We start from the raw sequence: 15,167 nt of genomic DNA, 5'->3' as shown, positions 1-15,167 counted from the left end.
GTGATCTCCGAAGTTGGGCCCGGGGGGTCAGGCGGTGACGACGGCGCGGGCGGTGGTCGTGCGACGGACCGCGACGACCACCGTCGTGGCGACGAGCGACAGCACGCCCCAGACGATGAGGGCGGCGACGGCGGCCCCGCTCGCCTCCACGAGACCCGCGAAGGCCGGTGCGGTCGGGAGGGCGGCCCCGATGCTCGCGAGCCAGTCGGGCACCGTCGAGATCAGTCCCGTCGCCACGGCGATGACGCCGATCAGCGCGGCGATCCAGCGTCCGATGCCGCCGAACACCGCCACGAGGGCCTGGTTCACGGCCGCGAACACCACCCCGGCGAGGACGGCGGTGCCCGCGAACGCCCACCATGCCGCAACGTCATAGTCCGCCACGGTCTGCACGATGAGGGAGACGAGCAGACCCTGCGCGGCGCCGATCGCCGCGGCCGGCCAGAACGCGCGGAGGGTGAGGGAGGCGGACGAGCGTCGCGACGTGAGCGTGCGTGCCGTGTGGGCGCGGAGGACGAGGAACGACGCGAGACCGCCGAACCACAGCACCACCGCGGTGAGCAGCGGGATCGCGGTGGGACCGAAGAGCGAGCCCATCGAGGAGTCGGTCGCCACGGGATCGGCGATCACCGACGCCAGCGATGTGGACTCCTCGTCGCTGAAGGACGGGAGGGAGTCCGCCGCGGTGCGCAGTCCGCCCGCGAGGTCGCCGGTGCCGGTCGCGAGGGTGTCGAGGCCGGTGGCGAGTTCCGTGCTGCCGTCGGCGAGCTGGGTCGCGCCGTCGGCGAGTTGCGTCGCGCCGGACGACAGGGCTCGCGCTCCCGCCGCGGACTGATCCACGCCCTCGCTCGCGAGGCGGTTGAGCCCGCCGGCGAGCTCTGTCGCCCCGGCGCCCGCCTCGCCGAGCTGAGTGCCCAGGGTGGAGAAGGTTCCGGGAAGCGCGGCCACACCCGCGGCAACCTCTTCGTTGTTGAGGATGCCGGAGGCGGTTCCGGCCGACGTGGCCGCTGCCGCCGCCTTCGAGGCGAGGCCGGAGAGCTGTCCGCACTCCGGCGATTCCGGATCGGCGGCGCACGCCGTGGCCGCCATCGTCCCGAGACCCTGTGCGACCGTGGCCGAGTCCGTCGCGGCCGACTTCGCCGACGCGCCCGCCGACTGGATGCTACCGGTGAGCTTCTGGACGCCGGCGACCCGGCCCTGCAGCTCGGTCGCCGCGGAGGTGAGTCCCGCACCGATGGTGCCGGCGCCGGTCGCGGCCTGCCGGGTCTGCCCCGCGATCGTGTCGAGGCCGGATGCGAGGGTGGAGGCCCCGGTGCCCAGCTCTCCGGCCCCCGCGGCGAGCTGCGTCGCGCCCTCCGGGAGGGCGGCGGCGCCGGTGGCCGCGTCGCGGGCGCCCTCCGCCAGCTCCAGGGCCCCGTCCGCCGCATCGCCGATCTGGTCGCCGATGGTGGTGAAGCCGACGAGGATGTTCTCGGTCGTCGCCTCGGACAGCATGGTGCCGAGCGTCGAGGCCGCCACGTCGGCGATCTGTCCGGTGATGAGGTCGTCGGCCACGAGGCCGTCGTCGGGGGTCGTCACCTGGATCGTCGCCTGCTCCGCGTCCCCGCCGCCGTCGGCGACCGCCTGGCCCGCGGAGGTCGCCGCGGCCGAGAAGTCCTCGGGGATCGTGATGACGGCCTGGTACGAGCCGTCGGCGAGTCCGTCGGCGGCGTCCTCCTCATTGGAGATGACCCACGTGAGGTTCGAGTCGAGGTCGTCCGACCCCTCGACGAGCCCGGAGGCGAGCTGGCGCCCCAGGGGAGTGGTCTGGCCGTCGATCTCGACGGGCTCGTCGAGGTTCACGATGGCCGCAGTCATGGAGTCGAGACGCTCGGTCGGGTTGTAGAGCGCCGCCATGAGGATGCCGCCGACCGCTGCCGGCAGCAGCAGGACACCGAGGATGGTGAGCCAGGTGATGGGCTTGCGCGAGCGGGCACGCTCGAGGGGGAGGGTCATGCGGGCACCTCGGTCGTTTCTGCGGCGCTCGGGCGGGGCGCGCGCGTGTCGAGAACGTCGGCGGACGGCCATCCGGCCTCCGCGAGAAGGGAGCGGGCCGCGTCGGGATCGGCGGCGGTGGCGAAGACGGCGAGACTCCGGCGGGACTTCGCGTCGCGCAGCATCGCTGCGGCCTGGTGGCGCTCGCCGCCGCTGAGCCGGTCCGCACCGTCGATCACCACGAGCTCGGAACGACCGCGGAGGGCTTCGCGGAGGTCGGCGAGGACGGATCCGTCGTCGGCGAGCACGCAACCCACGTGCGAGCGGACCCACGCCGCACGACCGGGGAGCAGGTGCCCGGCGACGCGGAGGCGTCCGTCGGCTGGGGCGATCCGCGCGCCGACGGTGAGCGCGAGGGCGCGCAGTGTTCCGGCATCAGCGCCGCTGACGATCAGGGCCGCGCCGGGCGCGACCCGCAGGGACAGGCCCTGCGCCGCGGAGAGTCCCGCGCCGAGCTCCAGGTCGTCCGCGGCGACGAGCGACCCGTCTCCCGGCCAGGCTTCGAGGTGCCGTTCGCGCTCCACCGCCTCGCCCTCGATGTCCACGCGGGGGAGGATCCGCTCCAGCCACGACGGGATCTCCCAGGCGCGCTCGCCGAGGATCGCCATCAGCGCCGGGATCAGCGTCATCCGCACGAGGAAGGCGTCGAAGGCGATGCCGGCGGCGAGTCCGAGGGCGATGGGTTTGAGGGAGGAGTCGCCCTCGGGTACGAAGGCCACGAACACTGCGAACATGATGAGCCCGGCTGCCGTGACGACCTTCGCCGACCCGGTGAACCCGCTCCGCACGGCGCGCAGGGCCGCCGCACGCCGGGTGGCGCGGTCCACCGACCCCGCACCCCGGCGCAGGTCGGGATCGTGCACGAAGTCCTCGCGCATCCGCGACACCAGGAACACCTGGTAGTCCATCGCCAGGCCGAAGAGCACGCCCATGAGGATGATCGGCATGAAGCTGATGATCGGGCCGACCCTCGCCACGTGCAGGAGGTCGGCGAACCAGCCCCACTCGAAGACCGCCCCGACGACACCGAAGGCAGCGACGATCGACAGCAGGTAGCCGGCCGCGGCGGTGATCGGCACCCAGAGAGAACGGAACACGATGGTGAGGAGGATCAGCGAGAGTCCGATCACGAAGATCCCGAACGGCAGCAGAGCCGCGCCGAGCTGATCGGAGATGTCGATGCCGACGGCGGTGAAGCCGGTGACCTTGAGGTCGATGCCGAACTCGTCCAGCCACTCGTCGTGGTGGCTGCGGAGCTCGCGCACGAGGTCGGCCGTCGCGGGGTCGTCGGGAGCTGTCTCCGGGATGATCTGCACGATACCGGTGTCGGCGGTCTCGTTCGGCGTCGCGAGGGCGACCTCCTTCACGCCGGGAACCTCGGCCACCGCATCTCCGAGGTCTTCCATGAGACCGAGCGGGTCGGTGGAAGTGACGATGGTGCCGGTGAGGATGAGGGGGCCGTTGAAGCCGGGACCGAATTGCTCGCCGACGAGGTCGTAGTTCTGTCGCGCCTCGGAGTCCTTCGGCAGGACGCCGGCGTTCGGCAGGGCGAGGTCGAGGCTGAGGGCGGGGACGGCGACGATGCCGAGTCCGAGGACGACCGCGAGGGAGACGAGGACGGGGTGCTTCGTCACGCCCTCCACCCACCGACGGCTGCCGCGGGGCTTCGTGGCGGCGTCCTTCGCGGCCGCCTTCTTCGGGGCCTTCGTGCGCTTCGGCCGTCCGGCCACGCGCCCCTTGAGGAAGCCGAGCAGGGCGGGGGTGAGCGTCACGGCGATCGCGACGGCGACAGCGACGGCGACCGACGCGGCCACGCCCATGGTCGTGAGGAACGGGATCCCGGCGAAGCCGAGGCCGATCAGCGCGATGAGCACGGTGACGCCCGCGAAGACGACCGCCGAGCCGGCCGTGCCGACCGCTCGCGCGGCCGATTCCTCGGGCTCCACACCCTCTCGGACCTGATCCTGATGGCGAGCGACGATGAAGAGCGCGTAGTCGATGCCGACCGCGAGTCCGAGCATCAGGGCGAGCAGCGGCGTGGTGGAGGAGACGGTCGCGAAGGCGGTCGCCGTGAAGATCCCGGCCATGGAGATGCCGACACCGAGGATGGCGGTGAGCAGGGGGAGTCCGGCGACGACGAACGACCGGAACGTGACGATGAGCACGAGGAGCGCGATGAGCAGGCCCACGGCCTCGGTGAGCGTGACGCCGGGGATCGAGATCGCGAAGAGGTCACCGCCGAGAGAGGCCTGCGCACCGTCGGGAAGCTCTTCCGCCAGCCCGTCCACCGTGGAGCGCAGGGCGTCCTTGGTCTCCTCGGAGACGTCGGTGGACTCGCCGTCGAACTGCAGGCGCACGATGGCGGCCGTGTCGTCGTCGTTGATCATGCCGTTGACCATCTCGTCGTACGGCGAGGTGGCGGCGAGGACGTCGTCGAGGTCGCCGAGCTCCGACACGGCGTCCTCGATCGGCTCGCGGTACGCGTCATCGGTGATCTCGTCGCCGTCCGCGGCCACGACGATGAACTGGGCGTTCGTGCCGCTCACCTGGGGGAAGGAGCGGGAGAGCTGTTCGAGGCCGGCCTGGGACTCGGTTCCGGGGATGGAGAACGTGTTGTCGGTGCCGGCGCCGAGGACGACGGCTCCGGCACCGGCGATGCCGAGGGCGAGGAGCCAGGAGACCAGGACACGCCACGGGTGGCGGAAGGACCAGCGTCCGAGGGACGAGAGGAGTGTGGACACGCGAATCTCCGTGGGGTGCCGGGTGGATACACAGGTGTATCCGATACATAGATGTATCGTAAGGTCATCCGCCATCCGGAGTCTGTGCACCGGGTGTGAATCGTCGAGAGGGAAGGCCAGGAGGTTCCGATGTCGTCACCCGCCACCCGCAGCCGAGAGAACACGAAGGCGCGTCTGCTGGAGGCCGCCGCGCAGGTGTTCGCCGAGGTCGGTCTGGACGGCGCCTCGGTCGAGGCGGTCTGTGAGCGCGCCGGCTTCACGCGCGGGGCGTTCTACTCGAACTTCGACTCGAAGGACGAGCTGTTCCTGACGCTCGCTGCCGGTGTCGCCGACGCGAGGGTGGCAGCCGTGCGGACTCGCGTGGAGCAGATGCGGGCGGACGGCGAGCTCGCCGACGACTGCGACCCGACAGATCTCGTCCAGCAGATCATGGAGCTCGGCAGCGACGACCGCCTGGGCGTGATGCTGATGAGCGAGATCCGCATCCGGGCCCTGCGCGACCCGCAGTTCGGCGAGGCCTACCTCGCCCAGGAGCGCGAGATGGTGGCGAGCATCGCGCGCATCGTGGAGGACATCGTGGAGGCGGCGGGCACGCTGCGCCTCCGGCTGCCCGCGACCGACGCGGCGCGCATGCTGATGATCCTCTGGGAGGGCATGACCGTCCGCGGCGCCATGGCCGGCCGCGACGACGCGGCGCTGCGGCACTCCGGCGGCGAGGAGCTCGGGCGGCTCGTGGAACTCCTCGTCGAGTCCTAGGCGCCGCGGTTCCCCAGCAGCTCGTGGTGGCAGCGGGCGAGTCGGGCCAGCCACCATTCCCGGCGTTCGTCCGCGGCGGCGAGGCGCGTGAGGGCTGCCGGGTCGGGAGACAGGCGTCCGACCGGGATCGCCCCGTCGGCGGGGCGGAGGTCGGCGACGTCGTCCTGGAACAGTGAGGCCGTGCCCAGACCGCAGTCGTAGTCGAGGGTCGGGAGGGCGGCGGCCAGGGCGGCTCCCTGCGTCAGGCCGATAGCGGTGTCCAGGGCACTGGAGACGACCGCGGGCAGGCCGGCCGCGGTGACGATCTGCAGCGCGTGGGTGAGCCCGCCCAGCGGCTGCGCTTTGATGACGACGATGTCCGCGGCTCCCGCGCGCGCCACGGCGAGGGGGTCTCCGGACTTCCGGATGCTCTCGTCCGCCGCGACCGGGATCCCCATGTAGGCGATCCGCCGGCGCAGCTCGACGAGCTCGGGCACCGAGGCGCACGGCTGCTCGACGTACTCCAGGTCGAACGCGGCGAGCGCGTGGACGGCGTGCTCGGCCTCGTCGACGTTCCACAGGCCGTTGGCGTCGATCCGGATGCGGCCCTCCGGCCCGAGAGTCTCCCGGACGGCGCGGACCCGGTCGACGTCGTCCGCCAGCACCTGCCCGGGCTCGGCGACCTTGACCTTCGCGGTCCGGCATCCGGAGAAGCGCGCCAGGACCTCGGGCACGCGAGCGGCGTCGACGGCCGGCACCGTGGCGTTGACGCCCACCCGATCCCGCAGCGGCGCGGGTTGCGGGGCGTAGGCGTAGTCGATCGCGGCGGCCAGCCAGGTCGCCGCCTCGGCGTCGTCGTATTCGACGAAGGGGGAGAACTCGGCCCAGCCCTCCGGCCCTTCGAACAACAGGGCCTCCCGTGTGTCGACGCCGCGGAAGCGGGTCTGCATCGGCAGGGCGACGACGCGGGCGGAATCGAGGAGCTCCGTGACGGCGGGGATCATGACCCCATTGTGCGCCACGACCCTCGGGAACATGTGGCACGGAGATGTGTCGTTGACAATGGTGTGTGACACACACTAATGTGATCGACATGAACGAGACGCTCGACACGCACCTGCAGGAACTGCGTCGGGGCACGGTGGTCCTGGCATGCCTGCAGCTGCTGCGCACGCCGGAGTACGGGTACGCGCTGCTCGAGCAGCTCGAGAGCCGGGGCTTCGCCACCGATGCGAACACGCTCTATCCGCTGCTCCGTCGTCTGGAGAAGCAGGAATACCTGACGAGCGAGTGGAACACCGACGAGGCCCGTCCTCGCAAGTTCTACCGCACCTCGGAGGCCGGCATCCGGCTGGCCGACACCCTCACCGACGAATGGCGCGCGCTCACCGGCGCGATCGCCTCCCTCACCCCCGAGGAGAACTGACATGACCACGAGCACGCTCACCGAGCGTTACATCAGCGCCACGATCCGCAGCCTCGCACCGGAGGCGCAGGACGAGGTCCGCGCCGAGCTCGAAGCCGCCATCGCCGACGCCGTCGACGCGAGGCGGGAACAGGGCGAGAGCCCGGAGGAAGCGGAACGGGCCGTCCTCACCGACCTCGGCGACCCGGGCATCCTCGCCGCCGGATACGCCGACCGGCCGCTGCACCTCATCGGCCCTCGGTACTACCTCACCTGGTGGCGGCTGCTGAAGCTGCTCCTGTTCATCGTGCCGCCGTTCGCGGCCGTCGGGGTCGCGATCGGACAGCTGATCAACGGTGCCGGCCCCGGAGAGGTCATCGGCGCGGTCGTCTCCGTCACGCTGTCGGTGATCGTGCACCTGTGCTTCTGGGTCACGCTCGTCTTCGTCGTGCTGGAGCGCACCGGTGCGGACACCGGGGTGCGATGGAACGTCGATCAGCTTCCTGAGCCCACGGAGCACGGGGCCGCTCGCGCCGACGTGATCGCCTCGCTCGTGTTCCTCCTCGCCGGCATCGGTGCGATCGTGTGGGACGCCACGCTCGGGTTCTTCCCGACCGGCGGCGACCCGATCCCGATCCTGGCGCCCGCGCTCTGGCCGGTGGGCATCGGCATCCTCCTCGCGCTCATGATCGCCGAGGCCGGACTGGCCGTCGCCGTGTACGCGCGCCGCCGATGGACCGTCGCCGCCGCCGTCGTGAACACCGTCCTCGCGGTCGCCTTCGCGGTGTGGGCGCTCACCCTGCTCCTGCAGGGCGAACTGCTGAACCCGGCCTTCCTGGAGTTCGTGTTCACGGACAACGGGGTGGATGCCGACACGATGCGCGTCCTCACGGTGATCACGGGTGTCTGCCTCGTGGCTTTCCCGGCCTGGGACATCGTCGACGGGTGGATGAAGACGGCGCGTGCCCGGGGAATAGGCTGAAGACCGTGACCGATGCCTTCGTCTCCGACCTGTTCGATCCCGCCGAGTGGGAACTCGCGCCCGGCGCCGAGCACTACACCGACATCACCGCGCACGTGAGCCGCGACGGCGGGGTCGCCCGCATCGCCTTCCACCGGCCCGAGGTGCGCAACGCCTTCCGCCCGCACACGGTCGACGAGCTCTACCGCGCCCTGGACATCGCGCGGCAGGACGCGCGCATCGGGGCGGTGCTGCTGACCGGCAACGGACCGAGCCCGAAGGACGGCGGCTGGGCGTTCTGCTCCGGCGGCGATCAGCGCATCCGCGGCCGCGACGGGTACAAGTATGCTTCGACAGGCTCAGCAACCCAGGGGGAAGGAGCCGCCCCCGCTGTCGGGCGGCTGCACATCCTCGAGGTGCAGCGGCTCATCCGGTTCATGCCCAAGGTCGTCATCGCCGTGGTCCCCGGGTGGGCGGCCGGCGGCGGCCACTCGCTGCACGTGGTGTGCGACCTGACCATCGCATCGGCCGAGCACGCGCGCTTCAAGCAGACGGACGCCGACGTCGGCAGCTTCGATGCCGGGTACGGCTCCGCCTACATGGCCCGGCAGACCGGGCAGAAGTTCGCGCGGGAGGTGTTCTTCCTCGCCGAGGAGTACTCGGCGCAGCGGGCCTACGAGGCGGGCGCCGTGAACCGCGTGGTGCCGCACGCCGAGCTCGAGCGTGAGGCGCTGAAGATGGCGCGCACCGTGCTGACGAAGTCGCCGACGGCGATCCGGATGCTCAAGTTCGCCTTCAACGCGGTCGACGACGGCCTCGTCGGCCAGCAGGTGTTCGCGGGAGAGGCCACCCGTCTCGCCTACGGCACCGACGAGGCGGTGGAGGGGCGGGATTCGTTCCTCGAGAAGCGCGCCCCGGACTGGTCGTCCTTCCCCTGGCACTACTGAGTCCGCACGAGAGACGGAGCCGACCGTGACCGCGCTGATCCCGACCGACGCCGAGGACACCACGCTGCTGCGGGAGGCGCTGCTCCGGGCGCTCGACGAGGGACCGGCTCTCGGGTTCGGCATGCTCGCCGATGCTCCGGCGGAGGTGGACGACGGCATCGCCGCAGTGATCGCGACCTCCGGATCCAGCGGCGTCCCGAAGCAGGTGGCGCTGAGCGGCGAGGCTTTGCGGGCGAGCGCGGAGGCCACCGCCGCCCGGATCGGCAGCGGGCGCTGGCTGCTCGCCCTGCCGGCCGGTTACGTCGCGGGGCTGCAGGTGATGGTGCGGTCGATCCTCGCGGGCACGGAGCCGACCCGGATCGAGGGGCGGTTCACGCCGCACGCGTTCGCCGAGGCCACGCGGGGCATGCTGCACGCCACGACCGCCGGTGTCGTCCCCGCGCTCTACACCTCCCTCGTCCCGGCGCAGATCGCGACGTTGCTGGACGCGACAGGGGAGCCGGGGGTGCTCGCGGCACTGCGGGCCTATGAGGCGATCCTCGTCGGCGGGCAGGCACTCCCGGATCCGCTGCGGGAGCGGGCGGCCGACCTCGGGGTCCGTCTCGTGCGGACCTACGGCTCGACGGAGACCAGTGGCGGCTGCGTGTACGACGGCGTCCCGCTCGACACCGTGCACGTCCGCGCCGTCGACGGGGAGCTGCGGATCGCCGGCCCCCTGCTCGCGGAGGGGTATCTCGGGGACCCGGCGCTGACCGCGCGCACGTTCGCCAGGGACGAGCACGGCATCCGCTGGTACCGGACGGGAGACCTCGGCCTCGTCGAGAACGGTGTGGTCCGCGTGCACGGCCGCGCCGACAACGTGATCGTGTCCGGCGGCATCAACATCTCGCTGGACCGGGTGGAGCGGATCGTGCGCTCGGTGCCCGGGCTGCATCAGGCCGTGGTCGTGGGCGTCGACGACGAGCGCTGGGGGGAGGCCTCGGTCATCGTCGCGGCGCGCGGGGAGGCCCTGCGGCGCAGCGAGTCCGAGCAGCTCGCCCAGGCCAGGGAGGCGGTGGCCCGCGAGATCGGCGCCCACGCGCGTCCGTCCCGTTTGATCCTCGTGGACGAGCTCGACGTCCTCTCCTCAGGCAAGCCCGACCGCGAGGCGATCCGCCGCATGGTCGCCTCCCTCTGACCCGTCGACCTACCCCTTTCGCGCCGCCCCGGCCCCATACGGGCGTCCGGAAGGGGCCGGGACACACGCAGAGGGGTGGGTCGACAGGAGTGCCAGACTGAGCGCATGGCCTCGTACACGCATGGACACCACGAATCCGTCCTCCGCTCGCACAGTGTGCGGGACATCGCGAACTCGGCGGCGTATCTGCGACCGCACCTCACGGCCGAGACCCGGCTCCTCGACGTGGGGGCGGGGCCCGGATCCATCACGGTGGACTTCGCGGGAGTGGTCGCGCACGTCACCGCGACCGAGATCGACGACGCCGCACTGTCCCTCTCGCGTGACCTCGCCGCGGCGCAGGGAGTTGCGAACATCGCCTTCTCCATCGAGGACGTGCACGCGCTGAGCTTCGCCGACGACTCCTTCGACGTCGTGCACGCGCACCAGGTGTTGCAGCACGTCGCCGATCCGGTGCAGGCGCTGCGGGAGATGCGTCGGGTCGCGAAGCCCGGGGGACTGGTCGCCGCTCGCGACGCCGACTACGCGGGCTTCCTGTGGTTCCCTGTCCTGCCGGAGCTCGACCGCTGGCTCGCGCTGTACCGCGCCGCCGCCCGGGCGAACGGCGGAGAGCCGGACGCCGGGCGCCGCCTGCTGTCCTGGGCGCGGGCGGCGGGCTTCGAGGACGTCTCGGCAACCGCGTCGACCTGGTGCTACGCGACCTCGTCCGAGCGCGCCTGGTGGGGCGGGATGTGGGCCGACCGCATCCTGGAGTCGGCGCTCGCGCGGCAGCTCGTGGACCAGGGCATGGCCACGCGCGCCGATCTGCAGGAGATCAGCGACGCCTGGAAGCGCTGGGCCGACGACGGCGACGGCTGGTTCCTGGTGCCGCACGGGGAGATCCTCGCCCGCGCCTGACGGATACATCCCGCGACGGATGCCAGTACCCGGGCGCTCGCGTAGCGTGGGGGAGTGATCCGTCCGCTGTCCCGTACCGGCCTCGTCCTCGACATCGTCGGGGCGGTGCTGCTGTTCGCGCTCCTGACGCCGCTCGGGGTCGTGTTCTACGCCCCGCAGCCCGAGCTGGCCGGCTCGTCCGCGGTGAACGTCATCGGGCTGATCTCGTCGTCGGTGTTCCTGTTCGGCGGGGTGGCGATCGGACGCCTCGCTCCCGGTCTCGCGCTCGCCGCCGCCTGGGCCGGAGCCATCGTGCAGATGCTCGCCGGCTTCGGACCGCTGCCGACCGACTTCGCGATCCTCCTCGTGCTGTACGCGACGTCCGCGTGGGGGTCGCGCCGCGTGCTCTGGTGGGGGTTCGGTTCCGTCATCGTGGGCGGCATCGTCGCTTCGCTGTACCTGGTCTTCGTCGGGGGCGTCGCGTTCGGCTCCGGCAGCGGGTGGGAGCTCGTGACCGGCGGCACTCTGCTCGTGGCAGCCTCGACCATGGCGCTCGGGTTCGCGTGGGTGTGCGGCCTCCTCTGGCGGGTCGTGCTGCGCAACCGGCGCACGCGCTCGGCGCAGCTGCAGGCCGAGGCCCTGGCCGCCGAGGAGCAGGAGCGGGTGCGCATCGCGCGGGACATGCATGATGTGGTCGCCCACTCGCTCGCGGTCGTCATCGCTCAGGCCGACGGCGCGCGCTACGCCGCGGCGGTGAAGCCGGAGATCGCGACGGAGGCCCTCGGCACGATCGCGCAGACCGCCCGCGGAGCCTTGAGCGATGTGCGGATGCTCCTCACCCAGCTCCGCCATCGGCAGGGGGACGGTCCGCAGCCGACCCTCGCCGACCTCGAGACGCTGTTCGCCCAGGTACGCCAAGCCGGCATCGAGCCGCGGGTCACGGTCGACCCGATGCCTCCGGGGGAGCCACCGGGGGCGATCCAACTCGCCGTCTACCGGATCCTCCAGGAGGCGTTGACGAACGCGATCCGCCACGGCGACGGCGCGGTGGACGTGCATCTCGCGTGGCTCCCCGATCGCGTGGACATCGAGGTGCGCAACGCCGTCTCGCCGGAGTCGACGCCGGGCGCGCCCGGGGGACACGGTCTGATCGGCATGCGCGAGCGGGCGCAGCTCGTGGGCGGTAGTCTGCAAGCCGAGCGCCGTGGTGCGCAGTTCGTCGTCCAGAGCAGCCTTCCGATCGGAGCCCCGCAGTGATCAGAGTCGTGCTCGTCGACGACCAGGCGCTGTTCCGTGCAGGTATCCGCATGCTCGTGGCCTCCCAGCCGGACCTCGAGGTCGTGGGGGAGGCGGGGAACGGGCAGGAGGCGCTCGCCGTGGTCGCCGCGACCCGGCCCGACGTGGTCCTCATGGACATCCGGATGCCGGTGATGGACGGGCTGACCGCGACCGCCGAGATCCTGTCCCGTCCGGAGCCCCCGCGCATCGTCATGCTCACCACGTTCGACCTCGACGAGGCGGCGGCGCGGGCGATCCGGCAGGGGGCGAGCGGCTTCCTCCTCAAAGACGCCGATCCGGAATTCCTGCTCGCGGCGATCCGGACGGTGCACGCGGGGTCGAGCGTCATCGCGGCGTCGGCGACCCGCGAGCTGTTCGAGCACTTCGCGGAGGCTCCGAAGCCGGTACCCCCGCAGTATGCCGAGTTGACGGAGCGGGAGCGGGAGATCTTCGCGCTCGCCGCCCGGGGCCTCTCGAACGCCGAGATCGCCGCGCGGGAGTTCCTCAGCGAGGCCACGGTGAAGACGCACATCAGCCGCATCCTCACGAAGCTCGCGCTCCGCGACCGTGTGCAGCTCGTCGTGTTCGCGTTCGAGCACGGCCTCGCCTGACGCCGACCCACCCCCTTCTGTTCGGCCCGGCCCTTTGCGGCGGGCCGTAGAGGGGTGGGTCGAACGCAAGGGGGTGGGTCGAGGGGAGGGGGATCATCCTCCCGATGTATCGGGATGCTCCCGGAGGGCGACGCGGGGGGACCGGGCGCGGAAATAGCGTCGGAAGCATGGAGATCACGACCACCGACCTCGGGCTCGCCGCCCGCGTCCAGCACCTGAAGAAGACCTACGGTTCGGGCGAGGGCACCGTCCGCGCGCTCGACGATGTGAGCGTCGGCATCCGCCGCGGACAGTTCACCGCCATCATGGGCCCGTCCGGATCCGGCAAGTCCACCCTCATGCACATCATGGCCGGCCTCGACAGCCCGACGGAGGGGCGGGCGTGGATCGGCGACACCGAGATCACCGGCCTCGGCGACCTCGACCTGACGATCCTGCGCCGCCGCCGCGTCGGGTTCATCTTCCAGGCGTTCAACCTCGTCCCCACGCTCGACGCCCTCGGCAACATCCTGCTGCCGTTCGAGCTCGACGGCCGTCGGCCCAGCGCCATCGAGCGGGCACGGATCGACGGTCTCATCGAGACGCTCGGCCTCGGCAAGCGCCTCGGGCACCGGCCGCACCAGCTCTCGGGCGGACAGCAGCAGCGCGTCGCGATCGCCCGCGCCCTCGCCACCGCCCCCGACCTGGTGTTCGCGGACGAGCCCACGGGCAACCTCGACTCCCAGACCGGACGGGAGGTGCTGCGCCTGCTCGCCTCCGCCAGCCGGGAGCACGGCCAGTCCATCGCGATGGTCACGCACGACGCGATCGCGGCCAGCCACGCCGACCGGGTGCTCTACCTCGGCGATGGGCGCATCGTCGCAGACCACCCGCGGCAGACCGCGGAGCAGATCTCCGCCTACATGCTCGCCGCGGAGGTGTCGGCATGACCGCGCTCACCACGGTCGTCCCGGAGACGCGGACGACCGGACCCCGGCTGGCCTGGCTCCGCGACCGCGGCATGGGCGCGAGCGTCCTCGTCGCCGCGCTGTCGTCGGCGTTCGGGGTGTTCCTCGTCGAGATCACGGCCTACATCGGCGCCGTGCTCCAGGCCGATCCGTTCATCGGCGACAGCGGCACGCTCGCGGTCGTCGTCGCGATCCTGTCGGTGCTGCTCACGGCGGTGGCGATGTACGTGGCGGCGATCGTCACGGCGAACACGTTCTCGACGATCATCGCGGGACGCACGCGGCAGATCGCGCTGATGCGTCTCATCGGCGCGACGGCGCGATCGCAGCGGGCGCAGGTCGGCCGGCAGGGCCTCGTCGTCGGGCTCCTCGGAGCAGGGCTGGGGCTGCTCGCCGGCCTCCTCCTCTCCGCGGCCGCGGTGCAGCTCGGCGGACAGCTCGTCGCCACCGCGCCGTCGTCCTTCTCGCTCGCGCAGCCCGCTCTCGCCCTTCCGGCGGTCGGCGTCGCGCTCACCACGTGGGCCGCCGCATGGGTGGGCTCCCGCCGCGTCCTCGCGGTGACCCCCCTTCAGGCTCTGGGCGGCGCGGTGGAGCGCACGCGCGACGAGGTCTCCGGGCGGAAGGGCCGCCATGTCGGGGCCTGGGTGCTGTTGATCTCCGGCGCTGCTCTGCTCGCGGGCGGGGTCGTCCTCGGCCTCGTCACGCCGCTCGGGGTCGTGGTCGCGTTCTTCGGCGGCATCCTCTCCTTCACCGGGCTGGCCCTGGGGTCCGTGCTGTTCATGCCGCCGGTGCTCCGGCTCGTGGGGCGGATGTTCGGGTCGAGCGCGACCGCCCGTCTCGCGGCCGAGAACGCCCTGCGGTACCCGGAGCGGTCGTCGCGGATGGCCATCGGTGTCGTCATGGGCGTGACCCTGGTGACGATGTTCGCGGTGGCGCTGGAGTCGTCGAAGCGCCTCATGACGAGCCAGACCACGGAGGAGATCCCGGCCGAGTTCTTCGCGCCCTACGACGCCTTCGCGGCGATCATGATGGTGCTCGTCGCGGTCTCCGCGGTGATCGCGGCGGTCGGCCTCGTCAACCTCCTCACCATCGGCGTCGTGCAGCGTCGTCGCGAGCTGGGGCTGCTGCGCTCGATCGGCCTGTCCAACCGGCAGGTGCGCCGCATGGTGCTGCTGGAGGCGACGCACATCACGGTGGCAGCCACCCTCACCGGGCTCGTGCTCGGGGTGCTCTACGGGTGGATCGCGGCCCAGTCGCTGCTGGGCTCCGTGCCGGTCCTGCCGGAGTTCACGCCCGCAGGGCTGATCGCTCCGCAGGTGCCGTGGCTCCCCGTGGTGATCATCGTCGCCGCGACGGCGCTCCTCACCCTCGTGGCCGCCGCGACGCCCACCCGGTTGGCGACCAGGGTGGCTCCGGTCGAGGCGCTCGCCGCCGACTGACGGCTCTAGGCTGGAC

General features: G+C 71.9%; 13 protein-coding genes. 10 read left to right on the top strand and 3 right to left on the bottom strand.

Annotated elements, in window-relative coordinates; genetic code table 11:
• Positions 1-27 precede the first annotated feature (27 nt).
• Together AB1285_RS11745 and AB1285_RS11740 are read right to left on the bottom strand one after the other, a co-directional pair.
• Positions 28-1,995: a YhgE/Pip domain-containing protein gene (locus tag AB1285_RS11745; RefSeq protein ID WP_370428336.1), complete on the bottom strand. Its 1,968-nt coding sequence runs from the start codon at positions 1,993-1,995 to the stop codon at positions 28-30.
• Entirely contained in the window at positions 1,992-4,775 is a 2,784-nt protein-coding gene (locus AB1285_RS11740; RefSeq protein ID WP_370428335.1) for an efflux RND transporter permease subunit, read from the bottom strand. Before AB1285_RS11740 ends, AB1285_RS11745 begins: the two co-directional genes overlap by 4 nt.
• Positions 4,776-4,904: 129 nt before the next feature.
• On the opposite strand from AB1285_RS11740, the gene AB1285_RS11735 reads away from it, so the two are divergent.
• Complete coding sequence (locus AB1285_RS11735; RefSeq protein WP_259952956.1) at positions 4,905-5,531, top strand: TetR/AcrR family transcriptional regulator; 627 nt, start codon at positions 4,905-4,907, stop codon at positions 5,529-5,531.
• Here AB1285_RS11735 and AB1285_RS11730 read toward each other — a convergent pair.
• Positions 5,528-6,514, bottom strand: a complete 987-nt coding sequence (locus AB1285_RS11730; protein WP_370428334.1) for an o-succinylbenzoate synthase — start codon at positions 6,512-6,514, stop codon at positions 5,528-5,530. The genes AB1285_RS11735 and AB1285_RS11730 overlap by 4 nt on opposite strands.
• 89 nt (positions 6,515-6,603) lie before the next feature.
• On the opposite strand from AB1285_RS11730, the gene AB1285_RS11725 reads away from it, so the two are divergent.
• From AB1285_RS11725 to AB1285_RS11685, 9 genes are all read left to right on the top strand, one after another.
• Positions 6,604-6,936 carry a PadR family transcriptional regulator gene (locus AB1285_RS11725; RefSeq protein WP_187663339.1) on the top strand — a complete coding sequence of 111 codons (333 nt, stop codon included), beginning with the start codon at positions 6,604-6,606 and terminating at the stop codon, positions 6,934-6,936.
• A 1-nt stretch (position 6,937) separates the two neighbouring features.
• Positions 6,938-7,897, top strand: coding sequence for a permease prefix domain 1-containing protein (locus AB1285_RS11720; RefSeq protein ID WP_370428333.1), 960 nt, complete (start codon positions 6,938-6,940; stop codon positions 7,895-7,897).
• Positions 7,898-7,902: 5 nt separating this feature from the next.
• Complete coding sequence (locus AB1285_RS11715; protein ID WP_247641951.1) at positions 7,903-8,823, top strand: 1,4-dihydroxy-2-naphthoyl-CoA synthase; 921 nt, start codon at positions 7,903-7,905, stop codon at positions 8,821-8,823.
• Positions 8,824-8,848: 25 nt separating this feature from the next.
• A complete protein-coding gene (locus tag AB1285_RS11710) occupies positions 8,849-10,000 on the top strand; it encodes an AMP-binding protein (protein ID WP_187663342.1) in 1,152 nt (383 codons plus the stop codon).
• A gap of 105 nt (positions 10,001-10,105) precedes the next feature.
• Positions 10,106-10,897: a class I SAM-dependent methyltransferase gene (locus AB1285_RS11705; RefSeq protein WP_187663343.1), complete on the top strand. Its 792-nt coding sequence runs from the start codon at positions 10,106-10,108 to the stop codon at positions 10,895-10,897.
• Between the two features lie 54 nt (positions 10,898-10,951).
• Entirely contained in the window at positions 10,952-12,133 is a 1,182-nt protein-coding gene (locus AB1285_RS11700; RefSeq protein ID WP_370428332.1) for a sensor histidine kinase, read from the top strand.
• Complete coding sequence (locus tag AB1285_RS11695) at positions 12,130-12,765, top strand: response regulator (RefSeq protein WP_060922342.1); 636 nt, start codon at positions 12,130-12,132, stop codon at positions 12,763-12,765. Before AB1285_RS11700 ends, AB1285_RS11695 begins: the two co-directional genes overlap by 4 nt.
• A 167-nt stretch (positions 12,766-12,932) precedes the next feature.
• Complete coding sequence (locus AB1285_RS11690; RefSeq protein ID WP_136051761.1) at positions 12,933-13,694, top strand: ABC transporter ATP-binding protein; 762 nt, start codon at positions 12,933-12,935, stop codon at positions 13,692-13,694.
• Positions 13,691-15,151: an ABC transporter permease gene (locus AB1285_RS11685; RefSeq protein ID WP_259952970.1), complete on the top strand. Its 1,461-nt coding sequence runs from the start codon at positions 13,691-13,693 to the stop codon at positions 15,149-15,151. Before AB1285_RS11690 ends, AB1285_RS11685 begins: the two co-directional genes overlap by 4 nt.
• The last annotated feature ends 16 nt before the right edge of the window (positions 15,152-15,167 follow it).

Source organism: Microbacterium sp. NRRL B-14842 (assembly GCF_050470785.1).
The sequence above is the reverse complement of the archived record's forward strand: the minus strand, read 5'-3'. Positions and strand labels throughout refer to the sequence as shown.